We start from the raw sequence: 15,647 nt of genomic DNA on the forward strand, positions 1-15,647 counted from the left end.
CCGAGGCGGAGCGCCGCTTGCTTTGCCGGTCGTGCCCGTGTCAATTGCATCGCACCATCCGGGTGGGAACAAGAAAAGGTAATAGCCGCCGTATGCAAGCAGCGACTCGGTCCCGTCTGACCCTCACCTGCATCCTGATCACCATTCTGATCGATATGATCGGGGTGGGAATTATTGTGCCTGTCCTGCCTGAGCTGCTCGAAGAGCTGACCGGCGGCAGCGTGGCGCAGGCAGCGGTGATCGGCGGATACCTGGTATTCGCCTATGCCTTCATGCAGTTCGTGTTCTCGCCGGTGCTGGGCAACCTGTCCGACCGCTTCGGGCGCCGTCCGGTGCTTCTTCTCTCCCTTCTTGGCCTCACCTTCGATTACCTGATGATGGCGATCGCGCCCTTCGTCTGGTACCTCTTCATCGGCCGCATTATCGCCGGCATCGCCGGTGCCGCGCTGGCGACGGCAACGGCCTACATGGCCGACATCACGCCGCCCCATAAGCGCACGCACCGCTTCGGCCTCATCGGCGCCGCCTTCGGCCTCGGGTTCATCATCGGACCGGTGATCGGTGGCGAACTAGGCGAATTTGGCCCGCGCGTGCCGTTCTTCGCCGCGGCCGGCCTCGCCTTCGCCAACTTCCTGTTCGGCCTGCTGGTGCTGCCCGAGAGCCTGCCCAAGGCCAACCGGCGCAAGTTCGATATCCGCCGCGCCAACCCGCTCGGCGCGGTGATCGCCCTGCGGCAATATTCGTCGGTTCTATGGCTTCTGGCCGTCCTGTTCTTCCTCCAGCTCGCCACCCAGGCCCTGCCGACTATTTTCAGCTATTTCACGGTCGAGGTGTTCAATTTCTCCTCCTCGACCATCGGCCGCACCCTTGGCGCCTTCGGCATCGGCTTCGCCTTCAGCCAGGCCGTGCTGACCGCCCCGCTCTCGAAGGGCCTGGGCGAACCCGTCGTGGGCATCGTCGGGCTGCTGGCCGCCGCGACGGCCTTTGCCGGCATCGCCTTCTCGGCAGATGTCTACCAGCTCTATCTCTTCATCGCCGTCGGTACGATCAGCGGCCTTGCGCCCCCGGCCATCAATGGCGTGTTGTCGCGCCAGGTGCCGGACAACGGCCAGGGCGAACTGCAGGGCGCGGTGAACGCGGCCAGCTCCCTCGCGACGATCATCGGCCCGCTCGGCGCGACGCAGATCTTCTCCTACTACACAAGCGCACCCTCCACCGGGCACTACTTCCCCGGCGCGCCGTTCATTGCCTGCGCCATTGCCGTGGTCATCGCGCTCGTGATCTTCGCCATCGCGGCGCTTCGTTTCGACCTCGGCCGCCGCCCGAGCATTGCCGACCATCCCCACGCGCCCGAAATGCCGCCTCCCGGCCAGGTGCGCACGCCACCGATCGATGACGATGACCGCTTTAACGATCCGCCCCGCCGCTGAGACCGACTGGCCCGATATCCATCGCATCATCGGTCCGGTCCTCTCCGCCGGGGAGACCTATACGATCGATACCAGTCTCGATGAGGCGGGGCTCAGGGCCTATTGGCTGATGGACGCGCATGAAGTGTTCGTGGCCGAATGGGACGGCGTTGTGGTGGGCACCTATTATCTCATGGCCAACCAGCGTGGGAACGGCGCCCATGTCGCCAATTGCGGCTACATGACCGCGCCGGAAGCGCGCGGCAAGGGCGTGGCGCGGACTATGTGCGTCCATTCCCTGGACCGCGCCAGGCAACGCGGCTTTCGCGCCATGCAATTTAACCACGTCGTCTCGACCAATGTCGGCGCAGTCGCGCTTTGGCAGAAGCTGGGCTTTGATATTGTCGGAACGCTGCCCAAGGCGTTCAACCATCCGGTCCACGGCTATGTGGACAGCTATGTGATGTTCCAGATGCTGGTCTAGAGCCCAAACAAAAAGCCCCGCCGAAGCGGGGCTTTTCTTTTCTTACTTCCCGAGAGTGCTCGGCCAGGTGCCGTGCAGATCCGTGCCGCGGCCTTCGATTTCGAAGCCGTGGGCGCCAAAGAAGTCGCGCTGGCCCTGCGTCAGGTTAGCAGTGCCCTGGGCCTGACGGTAGCTGTCGAAATAGCTCAGCGACGCCGAGAGGCAGATCATCGGGAATTCGCCGATGGCCGCGGCGGCCACGACCTTACGCAGGCTCGGATGGCTGTCCTTCATGATGGTCACGAAGTCGGGAACCACGAGCAGATTGACGGCCTCGCCCTTGGCATAGGCCGAGCTCATCTGATCGAGGAAGCGGGAGCGGATGATGCAGCCCGCGCGCCAGATCTTGGCGATCGTGGCCAGCGGCAACGACCAGCCGAACTCTTCCGACGCCTTGGCGATCACGGCAAAGCCCTGGGCATAGCTGACGATCTTGCCGGCCAGCAGCGCCTTTTCGAGATCAGCGAGGGTAACGTCGGTCTTGGCGCGGTTGGGCTTGCCGTAGACGCCTTCGGCGGCGACGCGCTCGGACTTGCGCGAGGACAGCGAACGCGCCGCGACAGCGCCCTCGATGGCGGTGGCGGGCACGCCCATCTGCTGGGCGACCACGGCGGACCACATGCCGGTGCCCTTCTGGCCGGCCTTGTCGAGAATCAGGTCGACCAGCGGCTTGCCGGTCTGGTCATCGACGGCGTCGAGGACGTGACCGGTGATCTCGATCAGGTAGGAATTGAGCGGCCCCTTGTTCCATTCCTGGAAGACATTGGCGCAAGCCTTTGGATCCATGCCCAGACCATCGCGCATCACGCCATAGATTTCGGCGATCATCTGCATGTCGCCATATTCGATGCCGTTGTGGATCATCTTGACGAAATGGCCGGCGCCACCTTCGCCGAGATAGGCGCAGCAGCTCTCGCCGTTGAACTTGGCGGCAATGGCGGTCAGAACCGGCTCGGCATTGTGCCACTGTTCCTTGGAACCACCGACCATGATGGACGGACCATGGCGGGCCCCCTCTTCGCCGCCGGAAACGCCGACGCCGAGATAGCCGATATTCTTGGGCTTGAGATAGTCGAAGCGGCGCTGCGTGTCGGTGTAAAGCGAGTTGCCGCACTCGATGATGGCATCGCCCGGCTCGAGATGCGGCAGCAATTGCTCGATCATGTCGTCGACGGGCTGCCCGGCCTTGACCATGATGATGATGGAGCGCGGCGCCTTTACGGTCTGCACGAAATCGGCGAGGTCGTACTTCGGAATGGTCTTGCCATCGAGGCCCTGCGCCTTGGCTTCGGCGACGAATTCGTCGATGCGGCCAGGCGACCGGTTATGAACGGCAACAGTGTAGCCCTTCTCGGCGATGTTGAGGGCAAGGTTGGAACCCATGACCGCCAGGCCGATAAGGCCGATATCTGCTGTCGACATTCAAACAGTCCTTCCGAAAACGTCTTGTCATGCACTTTACGCATGGCGCGCGCCGCGAGAATGACCACAATCCAGGCCGATAAGGAAGGGAGAAATCAGCAAATTCGGCGCAAATCGGCTAACTTGTATGGAAGTATTTTGCCGCGCCTTGCATGGGTCCCTCCCCTGAACTAACAAGGGTCGCACGAGTTGATGGCGGACCTTCACATGACCACAGCCTCTCCATTCGATCTCAGCGGCAAGCGCGCCCTCGTCACCGGATCCAGCCGCGGCCTCGGCCGCGCCATGGCCCGTGCTCTCGCCCAGGCAGGAGCGCAGGTCGTGCTCAACGCGCGCGACGCAGTGGCCCTCGGCGCGGCGGCGGCCGACATGGCAGCTGAAGGGTATGCGGTGTCGGCCGTGGCCTTCGACGTCACGAGCCGCGACAGCGTCAATGATGCCGTGGCGCATATCGAGGACGAGATCGGGCCAATCGACATCCTCGTGAACAATGCCGGCATGCAGTTCCGAAGCGCTCTGGAAGCGTTTCCGCCGGAAAAGTTCGACCAGCTGATCGAGACCAACGTCACTTCTATCTTCAACGTCAGCCAGCCCGTGGCGCGCCACATGATTTCGCGCGGGCGCGGCAAGATCGTCAACATCTGCTCGCTGATGTCCTCCTTCGCACGTTCCTCGATCGCGCCCTATGCCGCCAGCAAGGCCGCCGTCGCGAACCTGACCCGCGGCATGGCTGTGGACTGGGCCAGACACGGTCTCAACGTCAACGGCATCGCGCCCGGCTACTTCGTCACCGAACTGAACGAAGCGCTGGTCAAGGACGAGAAATTCAACGCCTGGGTCGAGGCTCGGACGCCGATGGGGCGCTGGGCGCAACCGGAGGAACTCGGCGGCTCGGTGGTCTTCCTCTCATCCGACGCTTCCCGCTTTGTGAATGGACACATCCTCTATGTCGACGGCGCCCTCACAGCCACGGTCTGAACCGGCTCGCATCATCATCGTGATGGGGGTCAGCTCCTCGGGCAAGTCCACCGTCGGAGCGGCCTTGGGGCGGGCGCTTCACGCGCCTTTTCTGGACGGCGACAAGTATCATCCCGAGGCCAACGTCGAAAAAATGCGCGCCGGCACGCCGCTGACCGATGAGGATCGCTGGCCCTGGCTCGAGGCACTTTCGGCAGCGCTCAAGGAGGCTGCGGCAAAGAAAGGCGTATCCGTCGGCGCCTGTTCGGCGCTCAAGAAGGCCTATCGTGACTTCATCACCGAACAGGCCGGAGAACCGGTGCTCTTCGTCTACCTCGACGGCAGTCGCGAAGTGATCGGCGAGCGCATGGCAAAACGCAGCCACGAATATATGCCCACGAGCCTGCTCGACAGCCAGTTCGCGACGCTCGAAGTGCCCGATGCGGCCACGGAGAACGTGCTCGCCGTTCCCGTGACCGACAGTGTCGACAAGATCGTGCGCACCGTGACCGGCGCGCTCGATCATCTCAAGACCTTCAAGCGCTGGCAGTGATCACTGGGCCGCGTAGCCGCCGTCCACCAGATGGTAGCTGCCGGTAACGAAGGATGCCGCGTCAGAAAGCAGGAACAGGGTCAGCGCGGCCACTTCATCGGGCTGGCCAAGCCGGCCGACCGGGTGCAGCGCGCGCAGGCCATCCATGACCTCGCTGGGCGTCGCGGATCCCAGCAGCGGTGTCTCGATGAAGCCGGGGCCGACGGCGGTGACGCGGATACCATCCTTGGCATAGTCGATCGCCGCCGCCTTGGTGAGGCCGACGACGCCGTGCTTGGCGGCTACGTAGGCCGGGGCATTGGCAAAACCGTTCGTCCCCAGGATGGAGGCCATGTTCACGATGGCACCGCCGCCTGACTTCAGCATGGCGGCGATCTCGTACTTCATCGAGTAGAAGACCGAGTTGAGATTGACGTCGATGACCTTGTGCCAGTCCTCGAACGTATAATCGCCGGCCTTTGCCGCCTTGCCGCCGATGCCCGCATTGTTGACCGCCACGTCAAGCCGTCCATAGGTGTCGCTGGTGAACTGGATGGCCTTCTCGACCTGATCGATCTGGCCCACATCCACGGCAACTGCAGCCGCTTCGCCGCCGGCGGCCTTGATTTCGGCCACCAGCTTTTCGGCCGGCTCGAGCTTGAGGTCTGCCACGATGACCTTGGCGCCACGCGCTGCGAGCTGGCGGGCAACGGCCTCGCCGATCCCCGATGCAGCGCCCGTCACAAAAGCAACCTTGCCGGCAAAATCCTGTGTCATATCAATCTCCTTTTGCTCATCCACATATGGGGCGACAAACGTGGACTTGCCATGACGGGACGCCAAATGCTCGTCGAACAGTGTGTTCAGGGCGGCAGCGGCCGCCCCTCACCCGTCAGTGCTGCCGTCGGGCCCAGGCACGCATGGCGCTCACCAGATAGTCTGCGAAACCGGGTTCGATCGCCTCGTAGCGCAACCGAAAATCGGGGTGTTCGTAGACATCGGCGAGGCCCGAATATGCCTCCGGCGGGCACTCCCGTCCCCAGGACCGGGCGACCCAGTCACGATGCCGTTCGATCATCGGGTCGAGCGCTGCGGCCTGCGGCGGCATCCCGCGGCGGAAGCCTTCGGCCAAAGCGTTCTCGATCTGCCTGAGTTCAGCCATGACGCCGGCCATTTCGGCAGGCGCCAGCTCGTCCATGGCCTTGCGACCGAGGGCAAGATGATCCTTGGTTTCCGAGCCAAAGTGCTGGACGAGCCAGGCCTCGTACTCGGCCTGCTTTTCGGGTGAGACGATGCCTGAATAAAGATCGGCGTCGGTCATGTCGGTTTCTCCTTGTATGCGGGCGATCGTGCGGTCGATCGTCCGGACCATGCCGGCGAAACGCCTCGCCTGCCGCTCCAAGCGCTGGCGCTGCTCGCGGAGCGTCGTCAGCCGGTCAAAGCCCGGCGCATCGAGGATGGCGCCGATATCAGCGAGGGGAATGTCCAGTTCGCGATGGATCAGGATCTGCTGCAAACGCAGCAATTCTTCCTCGCCGTAGTAGCGATAGCGATTGTCGCCGGTGAATGCGGGCTTGAGCAGACCGACATCGTCGTAATGGTGCAGCGTCCGCACCGAAACGCCCGCGAGCCGGGCCAGTTGTTTGACGGTATAGGTCTTCATGTCACTCGCATCCTCCGCGAGATGAGCACCTAGGCCCTCACGCCGCGTCAGGGTCAACCGCCGGAACGCCAGGCTTGCGCGAGAGGCTGGCATTGGCATAGCGGTCATCGTGGCTGACCTCCTGCCCGACCCAGGATGGCAGGTCGACGAATTGCCCGGCGCTTTCCAGCTCGACTTCGGCCATGACAAGACCTGCATGCTGCGCCTCGAAGGTGTCGACCTCCCAGGTCAGCCCGGCATGGGGCACGATATGTCGGGTCTTGAGCACCACGTTCTCGCCCGCAAGCCGAAGCAGTTCCAGCCCGTCGTCGAGTGGTATTGGATACTCGAATTCTGCGCGCGATATGCCGATCGTTGGCCCCTTGATGGTGATCACAGCCTGCGCATCGTCGAAAATCCGCACCCGAACCGTCGCCTTGGCATTGCTGGACAGATAGCCCTGCGCCAGCCTCCGGCTACCGGTCACGGCGGTGCGCCAAGCATCCCCCGAAACGAGGAACTTGCGTTCGATCTCCTTGGCCATATCCCTACTCCAGAAGTGCCCAGTAACGCCGATAGCGATCTTGCACGGCAGACGGCTTTTCAGCCGCAAGCTGGCGTCCGAGGGCAAAGCCGCGCTCGGCAAGCTCGATCCTGCGCCGCTCGAGCGCATCGCGCAACGATGCGGTTGCTTCGCCCGCCGGGACCGATGTCTCGATCCATTCGCCCAGTACGGTCAGGTTGTGGTGATCCCCCAGCACTTCGCAGAGTTGACCGAGCCCCTGCGACTGCGGCTTCAGGACGGCAGGCGCCGACTTGGCGAACAGGCGTGTATGGTACCAGAGCCCCTTGGCCGCCTTGCGCCATTCGTGGATGACCTCGCCATTCGGTTGCTTCTGCGCGGCTTCGAGCCCATCGCGAAATTGGCGATAGGACGTACGCAGGCCAGGCAGAACGGCACCACTTCCCTTGTCGTCAAAACGCCAGCCCTCTATCCGCAAGCGCAATGCCGAGAGTTCCTGACCAGCCGCGTCGAGCAAGGTCTCCTCGCCCATCTGGCTTTTGAGATGCCGCGCCCTCTCCCGCAGGCGATCCAGCAGTCCAGCCGCAGCGCCGCTCTCCGAACGGTTGACCTTGAGAATTTGCGACAGTGTCTCGACCATCACCGCCGCATCGCGCGCCACGGAAAACTGCCTGGCAATGGCCTTGATGGCGGCATTCTCTGCCTCGTATTCATCAAAACCGGGCCGCACCAGCGTCAGCAGCGCCCGAAGCTTCTTGGTGGACTTGCGCAGCGAATGGACCGCGGTGTCGAAATCCCCTCCCTCGCGCACCGTTTCCAGCGCCCTGTCCACCTGCTCGGTGGCGATGGTGCGGATCTGGCGACCGACCTGCTTTCGATGCTTGAAGGCATAACTCATCAACTGAACCCGAAACTCAACTGCCCGACTGGAGCGCCGATGCTGACCCCTTCCAACGCCAGCATCCTCACCTTGGATGCAGCGCCACCCGGCGCTGAAAAGCCACCTGGCTTGCCGTTGCTGGCGAGCACGCGGTGGCAGGGAACGACGAGCGGGATCGGATTGGCGCCCATGGCCCGGCCGACCGCGCGCGACAGGTTCGCATCGCCCAACCGCCGGGCTAGGTCGCCATAGGTGAGGGTCTCACCCCATCGCACCTTGACCAGCAGGTCATAGGCACGGCGATGAAAATCAGGCGCGGCGCCGAAATCGAGGGCGACATCGTCGAAGCTCACCCTCTCGCCTTCGGCATAATCTTCGATACGATCCACGAGTGAACCGATCGCACGATCCGGCTCACCCACTGTTGCGCCATCCCACAGCAGGCGCTCCAGCATCGTCGGCTCATCGTCGCCGGGCAACAGCACGCGCGCCAGACCGCGATCGGTCCAGCCGATGCCGAAGCGCCCCAGCGCCGTTTCGAACGTCATCACCTGCATTTGGTGATCATAGGCCCGGGTTAATCATGCGGCCATAGCCCATGCGTTTCCTCCCGCTGCGATGCTGACAGGAAATGACGACCAAACGCCCCAGTCACGGTGCCAGTGAATGGGAGCAAACAGTGGCCAGAATTCTCGGATACATCGCCGCCAGCCTCGACGGCTTCATCGTTGATGACAAGGGCAGCCTCGACTGGCTGTTCAAGTATGACGACATGGACCTGGGCGAACACGACTATCGGGTGTTCATCAAACGCATCCGCACGGTCGTCATGGGCCGGGCGACCTATGACTGGATCGCAGCCGAATCCAGCCCCTGGGCGTATGGCGAACAGCGCACCATCGTTGTCACCAGCCGTCCGATCGACGCGCCAAAGGGAGCGCTCGAAACCCGGTCGGACATAGACGCGCTGATCAAGGATCTTCGCGAACTCGACGATGGGGATGTCTGGATGCTGGGCGGCGGACGGTTGCAGATGGCTTTCATGGAGCGCGGGGCGCTCGACGAACTGGAAATTTACGTCATTCCCGAGATGCTGGGCGGAGGCGAACGATTGTTTCCGCCCACTGGCTTCCGGGCTTCCCCGCAACTCTTGTCCGCGGGGGAAATCAGCAAGGGATGCGTGCGCCTTCACTATCGCTTCGCATAAGGAAAGGGCCCCCGCGGGGCCCTTGTCTTGTCAGTGCTTGAGTGCCTTGCTGGCATTATCCTTGAGCTCACCAGCCTTTTGCTGGAGCTTGCCCTCGGCCTTGTCCGCCTTGCCCTCAGCCTGAAGCTTGGTGTTGCCGGTGAGGCCACCGACGGCGTCCTTCACGGCACCCCTGGCCTGCTTGCCGGCGCCCTTGACTTCATCCTTGTGCATGATGGTCTCCTTTCAAAGAAACTCATGCAAACAACGGGTTGGCTCCGATCCCAGTTCCGTTGATTTCTGATCACAGGTTAGTTTGTGATCGTCGGAACCGACGGCATTGGTCAAAGCGACCGCGGTCTGCTAGAGCGCGTGCCATGCCTCCCATGCCCACGCTCAAAGACTACTTCCCGCCGATGGATCCCTATCTCGACGTCCTGCACGTCGACGAAGACATCCTCGTGGTCAACAAGCAGTCCGGATTGCTCAGTGTCCCCGGCAAGGATCCGAGCCTCTGGGACTGCGTGGAATACCGCGCACGTCAGGCCTACCCCAGTGCGGGCATGTGTCATCGCCTCGACAAGGACACGTCGGGTGTGCTCGTTCTCGCGCTCAACAAGCGCGCGCATGGCCGCATCGGCAGCCAGTTCGAACACCGCAAGACCACCAAGAGTTATGTCGCGCGGGTCCATGGGATCATGGAAGAGGACAGTGGGCTCGTCGACCTGCCGCTGGCGACCGACTGGCTGAACAAGCCCCGCCAGCGCGTCGACCACGACCACGGTCGCTCCGCCCAAACCGAATGGAGCGTGCTGGAGCGCGAAACAAACGCCACGCGCGTTCATCTGGTCCCGCTGACTGGGCGCACGCATCAGCTCAGGGTTCACATGAAGGCCATCGGCCATGTGATTCTGGGGGATGCATTTTATGCCGAGGGCGACGCCCTGGCCGCTGCCGACCGGCTGCAGCTTCATGCGGCGGAGCTGGGCTTCACCCACCCCACGACGGAGGTGTTCACGACCTTCGTGGCGCCCACGCCATTCTAAGCCTCGCCGATGTAAGCCACTTCGATGCGCTGGAAAAGGCTGCCCTCTTTCATGGTGTCGAGCCAGCGGCGGAAATCGGCCACATCCTGGAAGCCCGCGCGCCGCGCATCGGCCTCGGTGACGTCAGCGGGAGACATGTCGGTGATCGACTTGATGGCCAGCAGCCCGACCTTGGTCTTGAGCGTGCCGCCCGGCTTGACCGTGGGCCGGTTCCAGCGCCGGAAGATGAGATCCACCTTGCCGGCCTTGATATCTTCGAGAAGATCGCGCTTGAGCAGCATCAGTCCAGCACCGCCGTTGCCGTGATTTCGATCCTGAGGCCCCTGGCCAGCAATTCCTTGACCACGACGGTGGCCCGCACGGGAAACGGCTGCTCGGTGAAATACTCGCGATAGACCGCGTTCATGCCCGCGGCATCGGCGCTGTCGACGAGGAAGATCTGCACCATGACGAGGTTGCGCAGCGTACCGCCGGCAGCGTGGAGCGCGATTTCAAGATTTTGGATGCATCGCCGCGCCTGCGCCTCGATGCCGCCAGCCACGATCTTTCCACTCTCGGGATCCTCCGCGATAGCCACCAGCCACAGGTGCCTGCCGGCCCGTACGGCATCGCTGATGGGCGCCGAGGACGGCGCGATACCGGTTTCGATGCGTTCGATCATGGGACCTCCGGGGAAGAATCGTCTGGGCAATTGTCTTGGGCCAAGCCTTGTGACAAACACGAGCAGCCGAGCCAAGCGGGCGTGGCGGAATTGGTAGACACAAGGGACTAAAAAGGCCGCCGCAGTTTTTCACTACATAGCGACAACGTCTTCACCATACCTCAAAGGCCCGCGAAAGCGGGCTTTTTGCTACGCCGCTGACGCAAACTAAATATTGTGATCTTACGGTGATGGACGTTCTGTGACTGAGCACCCGTTGGTCACATACCAAACTGGTGTGACCAATCCTGTGACCACCAAGGAGAATTTCATGGACCTCATAGCCGAGCAGGCCCGCATCCATCCTCGATGACCAACCTTTCGCGCGACCGCTTCGAGCGACAGAACACCAAGGCACGGCGGGTCGGTCAGGCCACCGTCGGAAAGACCGTCCAGTTCGTCATGGACGCCTCACTGCCCCCTTTGGCCAAAATGATCGAGGGATTCATGGTCGAGGCCAGTGCCAAGTACCGATAGCAGAGTGGATACAACCGGCGAGAAGCACAGTTTAGCCCCAGAGAACGTTCGCCAAAATTGCGAATGCAGCGACAACCATCGAACCGGCACCGACAACCAAAGATGCTCGTGCAGAACGGCCTTGGTCTTTCGATGTTTCGGCCTGCTCACGCAGAATGGTGAGGGACTTCTCGTTGAACTCGCGCTGTTCCTTCAACGTAAGCTCCAGCAAGCGAAGTTGTTCGGAATTGAAATTCCGCTGCTCTGCCAGGGCCAAATCTTGCAATCGGAGTTGCTCAGCGTTGAAAGCGGAGTTCGCTGCATTGGCTTCACGTTGGAGACCCAACTGACTTTCATTGAACTCCCGCTGCATCTCCATGAGGAAGCGGTGACGCGCGAGCTCCTTCTGATATGCCGCCTGACTGCCGGGCATCTCCCCAGCGGCTCCGCTGAAAATTTCATCTTCCGTCTTGAACTGAACGAGCACATCCGCCCCCCAAACGTTAACGACTTATCAACATATGGTGGCGGAACAAAACAGGTTCAAGAGGGCGGTGGTGCGGGCACCGGGGGTCGAACCCGGACGGTATAAACCGGCAAATTTTAAGTCTGCTGCGTCTACCAATTTCGCCATGCCCGCGCCGCTCCCTTCTACATGTCCAATAAGAAAAAGCGAGGTCCGATTTTGTGACCTAAACCTGTGACCGCTGTAACCGGCGGTGACCGCTGCTACCGATCGCGAACTCACCTGATGGCCCGCGAATGCTGGGCCCGAGCGAGCTGATTCTTGGTCACAACGGGACTTAAAATCCCTCGGCGCTAGCCTTGCGGGTTCGATTCCCGCCGCCCGCACCATCGCTAAGCATGCTGCAACTTTTCTTCGCCATGATGCCCCTGGCCCAATCCGGGTCGAGTTGTATCGAGTAAGGCGTAGTCATGGCGGCCCTTGAGATGGAAGTGGACACCTTCGACACCCCTCCAGGGACCGACCCCGAAACGCGCCAGTTCATCACCTTCAGCTGTGCCGGCCAGAATTTCGGCATCGACATCATGGCCATGCGGGAAATCCGCAACTGGTCGCCGGTGACCCCGTTGCCCGCCCAGAAGCCCGACGTCCTCGGGGTCATCGACATTCGCGGGCGCGTGGTGCCGATCCACGATCTGGCCCTGCGCATCGGCTGCGCGGCCGTGGTTCAGGAGCAGCGCGAGGGACAGGTGATCCTCGTGCTGAAGGTAGACGGCCACGACATGGGACTGCTGGTGGACAGCGTTTCAGACATCATCGACGTCAAGGCCGAGGACATGCTGGCCGTGCCGCAGGTCGAGGGCTCATCAGCGCGCTTCCTTGCCGGGATAGCCCGACAAGGCGATACCCTGGTGGCCATTCTCGACGCCGAAACCGTGCGCAGCCAGAGCGCCGATAGCACGGACAGCGCGAATGACGCCGAAGCGGGAGACTTCGTGTTCCTCGACGAGATCGCCGTCTGACCTCTAGGCCTGATCTGGAAAGCTGTCCTTGGTCCGGCCTACCTGCCTGGCCAGTTCGGAAAAGGGCGGCACGAAGCCGTCACCAACCCCATTGTTCGCCGCAGCGAGAATACGCGCTGCAAGCGCCACTGCATCCCGTTCCGCCGGGCTCAACTCTTCAGTCCGGTAGTCGCCCAGGGCCGTCTGCTCCGCTCGCCGCAGAGCGAGATCGACATCCTCCCGGCTGACGACACCCTTCCTGACCAGCAGGTCATTGATGGCGGCGACAGCCAGATAGAGACCTTCCAGTTGCAGGTTGGCGACATTCATCGCTTCGTCCCCCGATTTTCGGCATTGTCGGGCCGCTTCTGGGGGGCGCCGTCATGCACGGCAGGATTGGTGCCGACTCGGTCGCGTGGCGGTCGTGCACCGCCCGGACGCTCCTGGCGTTCGTAATGCTCCTCGCTGGAAGGATGCGGATCGTGCTCCGTCTCGGTGATATTGGTCTTGTTGCCCATGGGAAATCTCCGCGTCTGGTCCTTGAGCCAACCCTTGGAAGGCTCGGGGGTTCCAGCGCGGACGCAGGGACAGATCCGCCAAGGCGTCTGGTCAGTCGGTGCCGCCAGAGATGGGCGCCACATAGGCCACATCGAGATCCCAGGGGAAGAAGATCCAGGTATCCTGGCTCACCTCAGTGATGAATGTGTCCACCATGTCGCGACCCTTGGGCTTTGCATAGACAGTGGCAAAGTGGGCGCCGGGCAGCATGTCGCGCACGACACGCGCGGTGTTGCCGGTATCGACCAGGTCATCGACGATCAGAATCTTGCTGCCTTTCTTGGACAGCTCCAGGATCGACGGGCTGATCTCCTTGAGGATTTTGATGCCGCTCTGGTTCTGATGGTCGTAGCTCTTGGCGGCAACGGTTTCGACCGTGCGGATATTGAGCTCGCGCGCCACGATGGCAGCGGGCACGAGGCCACCGCGGGCGATGGCGACGACGGCGTCGAACGGACCGATGCTGGCCAGCCGCCAGGCCAGAGCCCGGCTGTCGCGGTGGAACTGGTCCCAGGTGACGGGAAAGGACTTCTGGTTGGGGTTGGACATTTTTCTGTCTCCTGGGGCAATGGTGTTCAGGTGCATAGGACGCCGAAGAGGCGCCGGTCAGTCTGCCTCGGGCGGCGCGATGCCCGCCTTGGCATGGGCGGCGGCGACCATGGCGCGAACCTTTTCGGCGGCTTCCGCCAGCCGGGCTTCGTCCGAGGCACGCAGGACCAGTTCGGTCATGACCCGGTCCTTGCCCATCTGCGGGTAAGATCCCATTTTCACATCCGGATATTCGGCCTGCAGCGCGCCCAGTGGCCCGCCGACCGTGCCCTCGCCCACGGCCGCCTTGACGGTCACGGAGCTGACCTTCTTGCTGCCCTTGAGTGTGGGCGCGAGCGCCTCGAGCATGGCGCGCATGATGACGGGCACGCCGGCCATGACATGGACATTGCCGATACGGAACCCGGGGGCCGCCGAAACCGAATTCACGATGAGGTCGGCGCCTTCCGGGATGCGGGCCATGCGCAGCCGCGCCTCGTTGACCTCGGTGCCGGTTTCCTTCCAGCGCGCCTCGAGCATTGCCCGCGCCTGGGCATTGATCGGCAGGGCGACGCCGAAGGCCTTGGCAATGGCATCGGCGGTGATGTCGTCATGCGTGGGGCCGATACCGCCGGACGTGAACACGTACGTATAAAGGGCGCGGAGCGCGTTCACCGCCTCCACGATATGATCCTGCTCGTCGGACACGACACGCACCTCGGTGAGGTCGATGCCCAGATCGGTGCAGAAATCGGCGACGGCGCCGATATTGACGTCCTTGGTACGGCCGGAGAGGATTTCGTCGCCGATGACGATCATACCGGCCGTTACGCGTGTGTCTTGCTGGGTCATCGGTGTTTTTTCCTGAAGGCTGTTGTGGATGCCTCTACGCCCGCGACGAGTCAACGGTTCACCGCCCTTCCCATCACCGGTTTAAGCTCCTATTTTGCCGGTTCAGGAGACAATTGCATGATTACCTATGTCGACGCCGCCACGAGAGCCCGCCGCACCGCCGGCGTCATTCCGCTGCATGGAGCGGAAGGCTTCGAGGGGATGCGTCGTGCCGGGGCGCTGACCGCCAAGGCGCTGGACGAGATCACGCCCTTCGTCGAAGCCGGAGTTCCGACCTCCACGATCGATCGCGTCGCATACGAATTTGCCCGCGATCACGGCGCAGTCCCCGCGACCTTGTTCTACAAAGGCTTTCGCCACTCGGTCTGTACGTCCATCAATCATGTCGTCTGCCACGGCATTCCGGACGAGCGGCCGCTCCGCGACGGGGATATCGTCAATGTCGACCTCACCCTCGTGGTCGATGGCTGGCATGGCGATTCAAGCCGCATGTATGCGGTAGGCGAAATCTCGCGCAAGGCCGAGCGGCTGATCGAAGTGACCTACGAATGCCTCGCGGCTGGAATTGCGGCGGCCAAGCCAGGGAACACGACCGGTGATATCGGCGCAGCCATCCAGACCATTGCCGAGGGCGAACGCATGAGCGTGGTCCGCGATTTCGTCGGCCATGGCCTCGGTCGGCTTTTCCATGACGAGCCCAATATTCTCCATTTCGGCACGCCTGGCGCCGGCGTGCCGCTCAAGCCCGGCATGATCTTCACAATCGAGCCCATGATCAATCTTGGACGCCAGCACGTGAAGATTCTCTCGGACGGCTGGACCGCCGTGACGCGCGACCGTACGCTCTCGGCCCAGTGCGAACATTCCATCGGCATCACCGAAACCGGCTGTGAGGTTTTCACGGAATCCCCCGGCGGCCTTTTCAATTCGCTCGCGAAACGGGCTGCATGATGCGTTCAAGGCCCG

The 15,647-nt window shown here is 62.5% G+C and carries 23 protein-coding genes and 2 tRNA genes; 10 read left to right on the plus strand and 15 right to left on the minus strand.

The window, feature by feature from the left end; translation table 11 throughout:
- The first annotated feature begins 92 nt into the window (after positions 1-92).
- Positions 93-1,430 carry an MFS transporter gene (locus CCK88_RS06905; protein WP_086469731.1) on the plus strand — a complete coding sequence of 446 codons (1,338 nt, stop codon included), beginning with the start codon at positions 93-95 and terminating at the stop codon, positions 1,428-1,430.
- The gene (locus tag CCK88_RS06910) at positions 1,399-1,893 is read left to right on the plus strand and encodes a GNAT family N-acetyltransferase (protein ID WP_086470851.1); all 495 of its coding nucleotides are present in this window, start codon (positions 1,399-1,401) and stop codon (positions 1,891-1,893) included. The genes CCK88_RS06905 and CCK88_RS06910 overlap by 32 nt, the downstream gene beginning before the upstream one ends.
- A gap of 42 nt (positions 1,894-1,935) precedes the next feature.
- Here the strand turns inward: CCK88_RS06910 and gndA are convergent, their stop codons facing one another.
- Complete coding sequence (gene gndA / locus CCK88_RS06915; protein WP_086469732.1) at positions 1,936-3,354, minus strand: NADP-dependent phosphogluconate dehydrogenase; 1,419 nt, start codon at positions 3,352-3,354, stop codon at positions 1,936-1,938.
- A gap of 207 nt (positions 3,355-3,561) precedes the next feature.
- On the opposite strand from gndA, the gene CCK88_RS06920 reads away from it, so the two are divergent.
- Positions 3,562-4,332, plus strand: coding sequence for a glucose 1-dehydrogenase (locus tag CCK88_RS06920; protein ID WP_086469733.1), 771 nt, complete (start codon positions 3,562-3,564; stop codon positions 4,330-4,332).
- Positions 4,301-4,864 carry a gluconokinase gene (locus CCK88_RS06925; RefSeq protein WP_086469734.1) on the plus strand — a complete coding sequence of 188 codons (564 nt, stop codon included), beginning with the start codon at positions 4,301-4,303 and terminating at the stop codon, positions 4,862-4,864. Before CCK88_RS06920 ends, CCK88_RS06925 begins: the two co-directional genes overlap by 32 nt.
- On the opposite strand, the gene CCK88_RS06930 is transcribed toward CCK88_RS06925, so the two are convergent.
- The 5 genes from CCK88_RS06930 to CCK88_RS06950 all read right to left on the minus strand — a co-directional run bounded on the left by CCK88_RS06930 (position 4,865) and on the right by CCK88_RS06950 (position 8,445).
- Positions 4,865-5,620: an SDR family NAD(P)-dependent oxidoreductase gene (locus tag CCK88_RS06930; RefSeq protein ID WP_086469735.1), complete on the minus strand. Its 756-nt coding sequence runs from the start codon at positions 5,618-5,620 to the stop codon at positions 4,865-4,867.
- A gap of 115 nt (positions 5,621-5,735) precedes the next feature.
- Positions 5,736-6,506 (minus strand): MerR family transcriptional regulator, encoded by a 771-nt coding sequence (locus tag CCK88_RS06935; RefSeq protein ID WP_086469736.1) that lies wholly within the window; start codon positions 6,504-6,506, stop codon positions 5,736-5,738.
- A gap of 37 nt (positions 6,507-6,543) precedes the next feature.
- Positions 6,544-7,029, minus strand: a complete 486-nt coding sequence (locus CCK88_RS06940; protein WP_086469737.1) for a CYTH domain-containing protein — start codon at positions 7,027-7,029, stop codon at positions 6,544-6,546.
- Between the two features lie 4 nt (positions 7,030-7,033).
- Complete coding sequence (locus tag CCK88_RS06945; protein ID WP_086469738.1) at positions 7,034-7,906, minus strand: CHAD domain-containing protein; 873 nt, start codon at positions 7,904-7,906, stop codon at positions 7,034-7,036.
- Positions 7,906-8,445 (minus strand): methylated-DNA--[protein]-cysteine S-methyltransferase, encoded by a 540-nt coding sequence (locus CCK88_RS06950; RefSeq protein WP_086469739.1) that lies wholly within the window; start codon positions 8,443-8,445, stop codon positions 7,906-7,908. Before CCK88_RS06950 ends, CCK88_RS06945 begins: the two co-directional genes overlap by 1 nt.
- 122 nt (positions 8,446-8,567) lie before the next feature.
- Between CCK88_RS06950 and CCK88_RS06955 the strand changes: the two genes are divergently transcribed.
- Entirely contained in the window at positions 8,568-9,095 is a 528-nt protein-coding gene (locus CCK88_RS06955) for a dihydrofolate reductase family protein (protein WP_086470852.1), read from the plus strand.
- Between the two features lie 30 nt (positions 9,096-9,125).
- On the opposite strand, the gene CCK88_RS06960 is transcribed toward CCK88_RS06955, so the two are convergent.
- Entirely contained in the window at positions 9,126-9,308 is a 183-nt protein-coding gene (locus CCK88_RS06960) for a CsbD family protein (protein ID WP_086469740.1), read from the minus strand.
- A 143-nt stretch (positions 9,309-9,451) separates the two neighbouring features.
- On the opposite strand from CCK88_RS06960, the gene CCK88_RS06965 reads away from it, so the two are divergent.
- A complete protein-coding gene (locus CCK88_RS06965; RefSeq protein ID WP_086469741.1) occupies positions 9,452-10,120 on the plus strand; it encodes an RluA family pseudouridine synthase in 669 nt (222 codons plus the stop codon).
- On the opposite strand, the gene CCK88_RS06970 is transcribed toward CCK88_RS06965, so the two are convergent.
- Positions 10,117-10,401, minus strand: coding sequence for an ASCH domain-containing protein (locus CCK88_RS06970; protein ID WP_086469742.1), 285 nt, complete (start codon positions 10,399-10,401; stop codon positions 10,117-10,119). The two genes, CCK88_RS06965 and CCK88_RS06970, sit on opposite strands and share 4 nt — an antisense overlap.
- Positions 10,401-10,781, minus strand: a complete 381-nt coding sequence (locus tag CCK88_RS06975) for a RidA family protein (protein ID WP_086469743.1) — start codon at positions 10,779-10,781, stop codon at positions 10,401-10,403. The genes CCK88_RS06970 and CCK88_RS06975 overlap by 1 nt, the downstream gene beginning before the upstream one ends.
- Positions 10,782-11,129: 348 nt before the next feature.
- Between CCK88_RS06975 and CCK88_RS18385 the strand changes: the two genes are divergently transcribed.
- Positions 11,130-11,297, plus strand: a complete 168-nt coding sequence (locus CCK88_RS18385; RefSeq protein WP_170926383.1) for a hypothetical protein — start codon at positions 11,130-11,132, stop codon at positions 11,295-11,297.
- Positions 11,298-11,328: 31 nt separating this feature from the next.
- Here CCK88_RS18385 and CCK88_RS06980 read toward each other — a convergent pair whose 3' ends face one another.
- Both CCK88_RS06980 and CCK88_RS06985 read right to left on the minus strand, forming a co-directional pair.
- On the minus strand, positions 11,329-11,763 hold the full coding sequence (locus tag CCK88_RS06980; RefSeq protein WP_086469744.1) for a hypothetical protein: 435 nt from the start codon (positions 11,761-11,763) through the stop codon (positions 11,329-11,331).
- Positions 11,764-11,831: 68 nt separating this feature from the next.
- Positions 11,832-11,916: transfer RNA gene (locus CCK88_RS06985), tRNA-Leu, on the minus strand.
- 135 nt (positions 11,917-12,051) lie between these two features.
- Here CCK88_RS06985 and CCK88_RS06990 point away from each other — a divergent pair.
- Both CCK88_RS06990 and CCK88_RS06995 read left to right on the plus strand, forming a co-directional pair.
- Positions 12,052-12,131, plus strand: a tRNA-OTHER gene (locus CCK88_RS06990).
- An 81-nt stretch (positions 12,132-12,212) separates the two neighbouring features.
- Positions 12,213-12,764 carry a chemotaxis protein CheW gene (locus tag CCK88_RS06995; protein ID WP_086469745.1) on the plus strand — a complete coding sequence of 184 codons (552 nt, stop codon included), beginning with the start codon at positions 12,213-12,215 and terminating at the stop codon, positions 12,762-12,764.
- A gap of 3 nt (positions 12,765-12,767) precedes the next feature.
- Here CCK88_RS06995 and CCK88_RS07000 read toward each other — a convergent pair whose 3' ends face one another.
- From CCK88_RS07000 to CCK88_RS07015, 4 genes are all read right to left on the minus strand, one after another.
- Positions 12,768-13,073 (minus strand): hypothetical protein, encoded by a 306-nt coding sequence (locus tag CCK88_RS07000; RefSeq protein WP_086469746.1) that lies wholly within the window; start codon positions 13,071-13,073, stop codon positions 12,768-12,770.
- Positions 13,070-13,261, minus strand: a complete 192-nt coding sequence (locus CCK88_RS07005; RefSeq protein WP_086469747.1) for a hypothetical protein — start codon at positions 13,259-13,261, stop codon at positions 13,070-13,072. The genes CCK88_RS07000 and CCK88_RS07005 overlap by 4 nt, the downstream gene beginning before the upstream one ends.
- Positions 13,262-13,352: 91 nt before the next feature.
- Entirely contained in the window at positions 13,353-13,850 is a 498-nt protein-coding gene (gene gpt, locus CCK88_RS07010) for a xanthine phosphoribosyltransferase (RefSeq protein ID WP_086469748.1), read from the minus strand.
- A gap of 57 nt (positions 13,851-13,907) precedes the next feature.
- Positions 13,908-14,681, minus strand: coding sequence for a competence/damage-inducible protein A (locus CCK88_RS07015; RefSeq protein ID WP_086469749.1), 774 nt, complete (start codon positions 14,679-14,681; stop codon positions 13,908-13,910).
- Positions 14,682-14,798: 117 nt separating this feature from the next.
- On the opposite strand from CCK88_RS07015, the gene map reads away from it, so the two are divergent.
- The gene (map, locus tag CCK88_RS07020) at positions 14,799-15,632 is read left to right on the plus strand and encodes a type I methionyl aminopeptidase (RefSeq protein ID WP_086469750.1); all 834 of its coding nucleotides are present in this window, start codon (positions 14,799-14,801) and stop codon (positions 15,630-15,632) included.
- The last annotated feature ends 15 nt before the right edge of the window (positions 15,633-15,647 follow it).

This window comes from Devosia lucknowensis (assembly GCF_900177655.1).
GTDB lineage: Bacteria > Pseudomonadota > Alphaproteobacteria > Rhizobiales > Devosiaceae > Devosia > Devosia lucknowensis.

Bases quoted from the DNA above. Each gene is read 5' to 3' on its own strand.
- CCK88_RS06905 (WP_086469731.1), top strand. From the start codon at position 93: ATGCAAGCAGCGACTCGGTCCCGTCTGACCCTCACCTGCATCCTGATC.
- CCK88_RS06910 (WP_086470851.1), top strand. From the start codon at position 1,399: ATGACCGCTTTAACGATCCGCCCCGCCGCTGAGACCGACTGGCCCGAT.
- gndA (WP_086469732.1), bottom strand. From the start codon at position 3,354: ATGTCGACAGCAGATATCGGCCTTATCGGCCTGGCGGTCATGGGTTCC.
- CCK88_RS06920 (WP_086469733.1), top strand. From the start codon at position 3,562: ATGACCACAGCCTCTCCATTCGATCTCAGCGGCAAGCGCGCCCTCGTC.
- CCK88_RS06925 (WP_086469734.1), top strand. From the start codon at position 4,301: ATGTCGACGGCGCCCTCACAGCCACGGTCTGAACCGGCTCGCATCATC.
- CCK88_RS06930 (WP_086469735.1), bottom strand. From the start codon at position 5,620: ATGACACAGGATTTTGCCGGCAAGGTTGCTTTTGTGACGGGCGCTGCA.
- CCK88_RS06935 (WP_086469736.1), bottom strand. From the start codon at position 6,506: ATGAAGACCTATACCGTCAAACAACTGGCCCGGCTCGCGGGCGTTTCG.
- CCK88_RS06940 (WP_086469737.1), bottom strand. From the start codon at position 7,029: ATGGCCAAGGAGATCGAACGCAAGTTCCTCGTTTCGGGGGATGCTTGG.
- CCK88_RS06945 (WP_086469738.1), bottom strand. From the start codon at position 7,906: ATGAGTTATGCCTTCAAGCATCGAAAGCAGGTCGGTCGCCAGATCCGC.
- CCK88_RS06950 (WP_086469739.1), bottom strand. From the start codon at position 8,445: ATGCAGGTGATGACGTTCGAAACGGCGCTGGGGCGCTTCGGCATCGGC.
- CCK88_RS06960 (WP_086469740.1), bottom strand. From the start codon at position 9,308: ATGCACAAGGATGAAGTCAAGGGCGCCGGCAAGCAGGCCAGGGGTGCC.
- CCK88_RS06965 (WP_086469741.1), top strand. From the start codon at position 9,452: ATGCCTCCCATGCCCACGCTCAAAGACTACTTCCCGCCGATGGATCCC.
- CCK88_RS06970 (WP_086469742.1), bottom strand. From the start codon at position 10,401: ATGCTGCTCAAGCGCGATCTTCTCGAAGATATCAAGGCCGGCAAGGTG.
- CCK88_RS06975 (WP_086469743.1), bottom strand. From the start codon at position 10,781: ATGATCGAACGCATCGAAACCGGTATCGCGCCGTCCTCGGCGCCCATC.
- CCK88_RS18385 (WP_170926383.1), top strand. From the start codon at position 11,130: ATGACCAACCTTTCGCGCGACCGCTTCGAGCGACAGAACACCAAGGCA.
- CCK88_RS06995 (WP_086469745.1), top strand. From the start codon at position 12,213: ATGGCGGCCCTTGAGATGGAAGTGGACACCTTCGACACCCCTCCAGGG.
- CCK88_RS07000 (WP_086469746.1), bottom strand. From the start codon at position 13,073: ATGAATGTCGCCAACCTGCAACTGGAAGGTCTCTATCTGGCTGTCGCC.
- CCK88_RS07005 (WP_086469747.1), bottom strand. From the start codon at position 13,261: ATGGGCAACAAGACCAATATCACCGAGACGGAGCACGATCCGCATCCT.
- gpt (WP_086469748.1), bottom strand. From the start codon at position 13,850: ATGTCCAACCCCAACCAGAAGTCCTTTCCCGTCACCTGGGACCAGTTC.
- CCK88_RS07015 (WP_086469749.1), bottom strand. From the start codon at position 14,681: ATGACCCAGCAAGACACACGCGTAACGGCCGGTATGATCGTCATCGGC.
- map (WP_086469750.1), top strand. From the start codon at position 14,799: ATGATTACCTATGTCGACGCCGCCACGAGAGCCCGCCGCACCGCCGGC.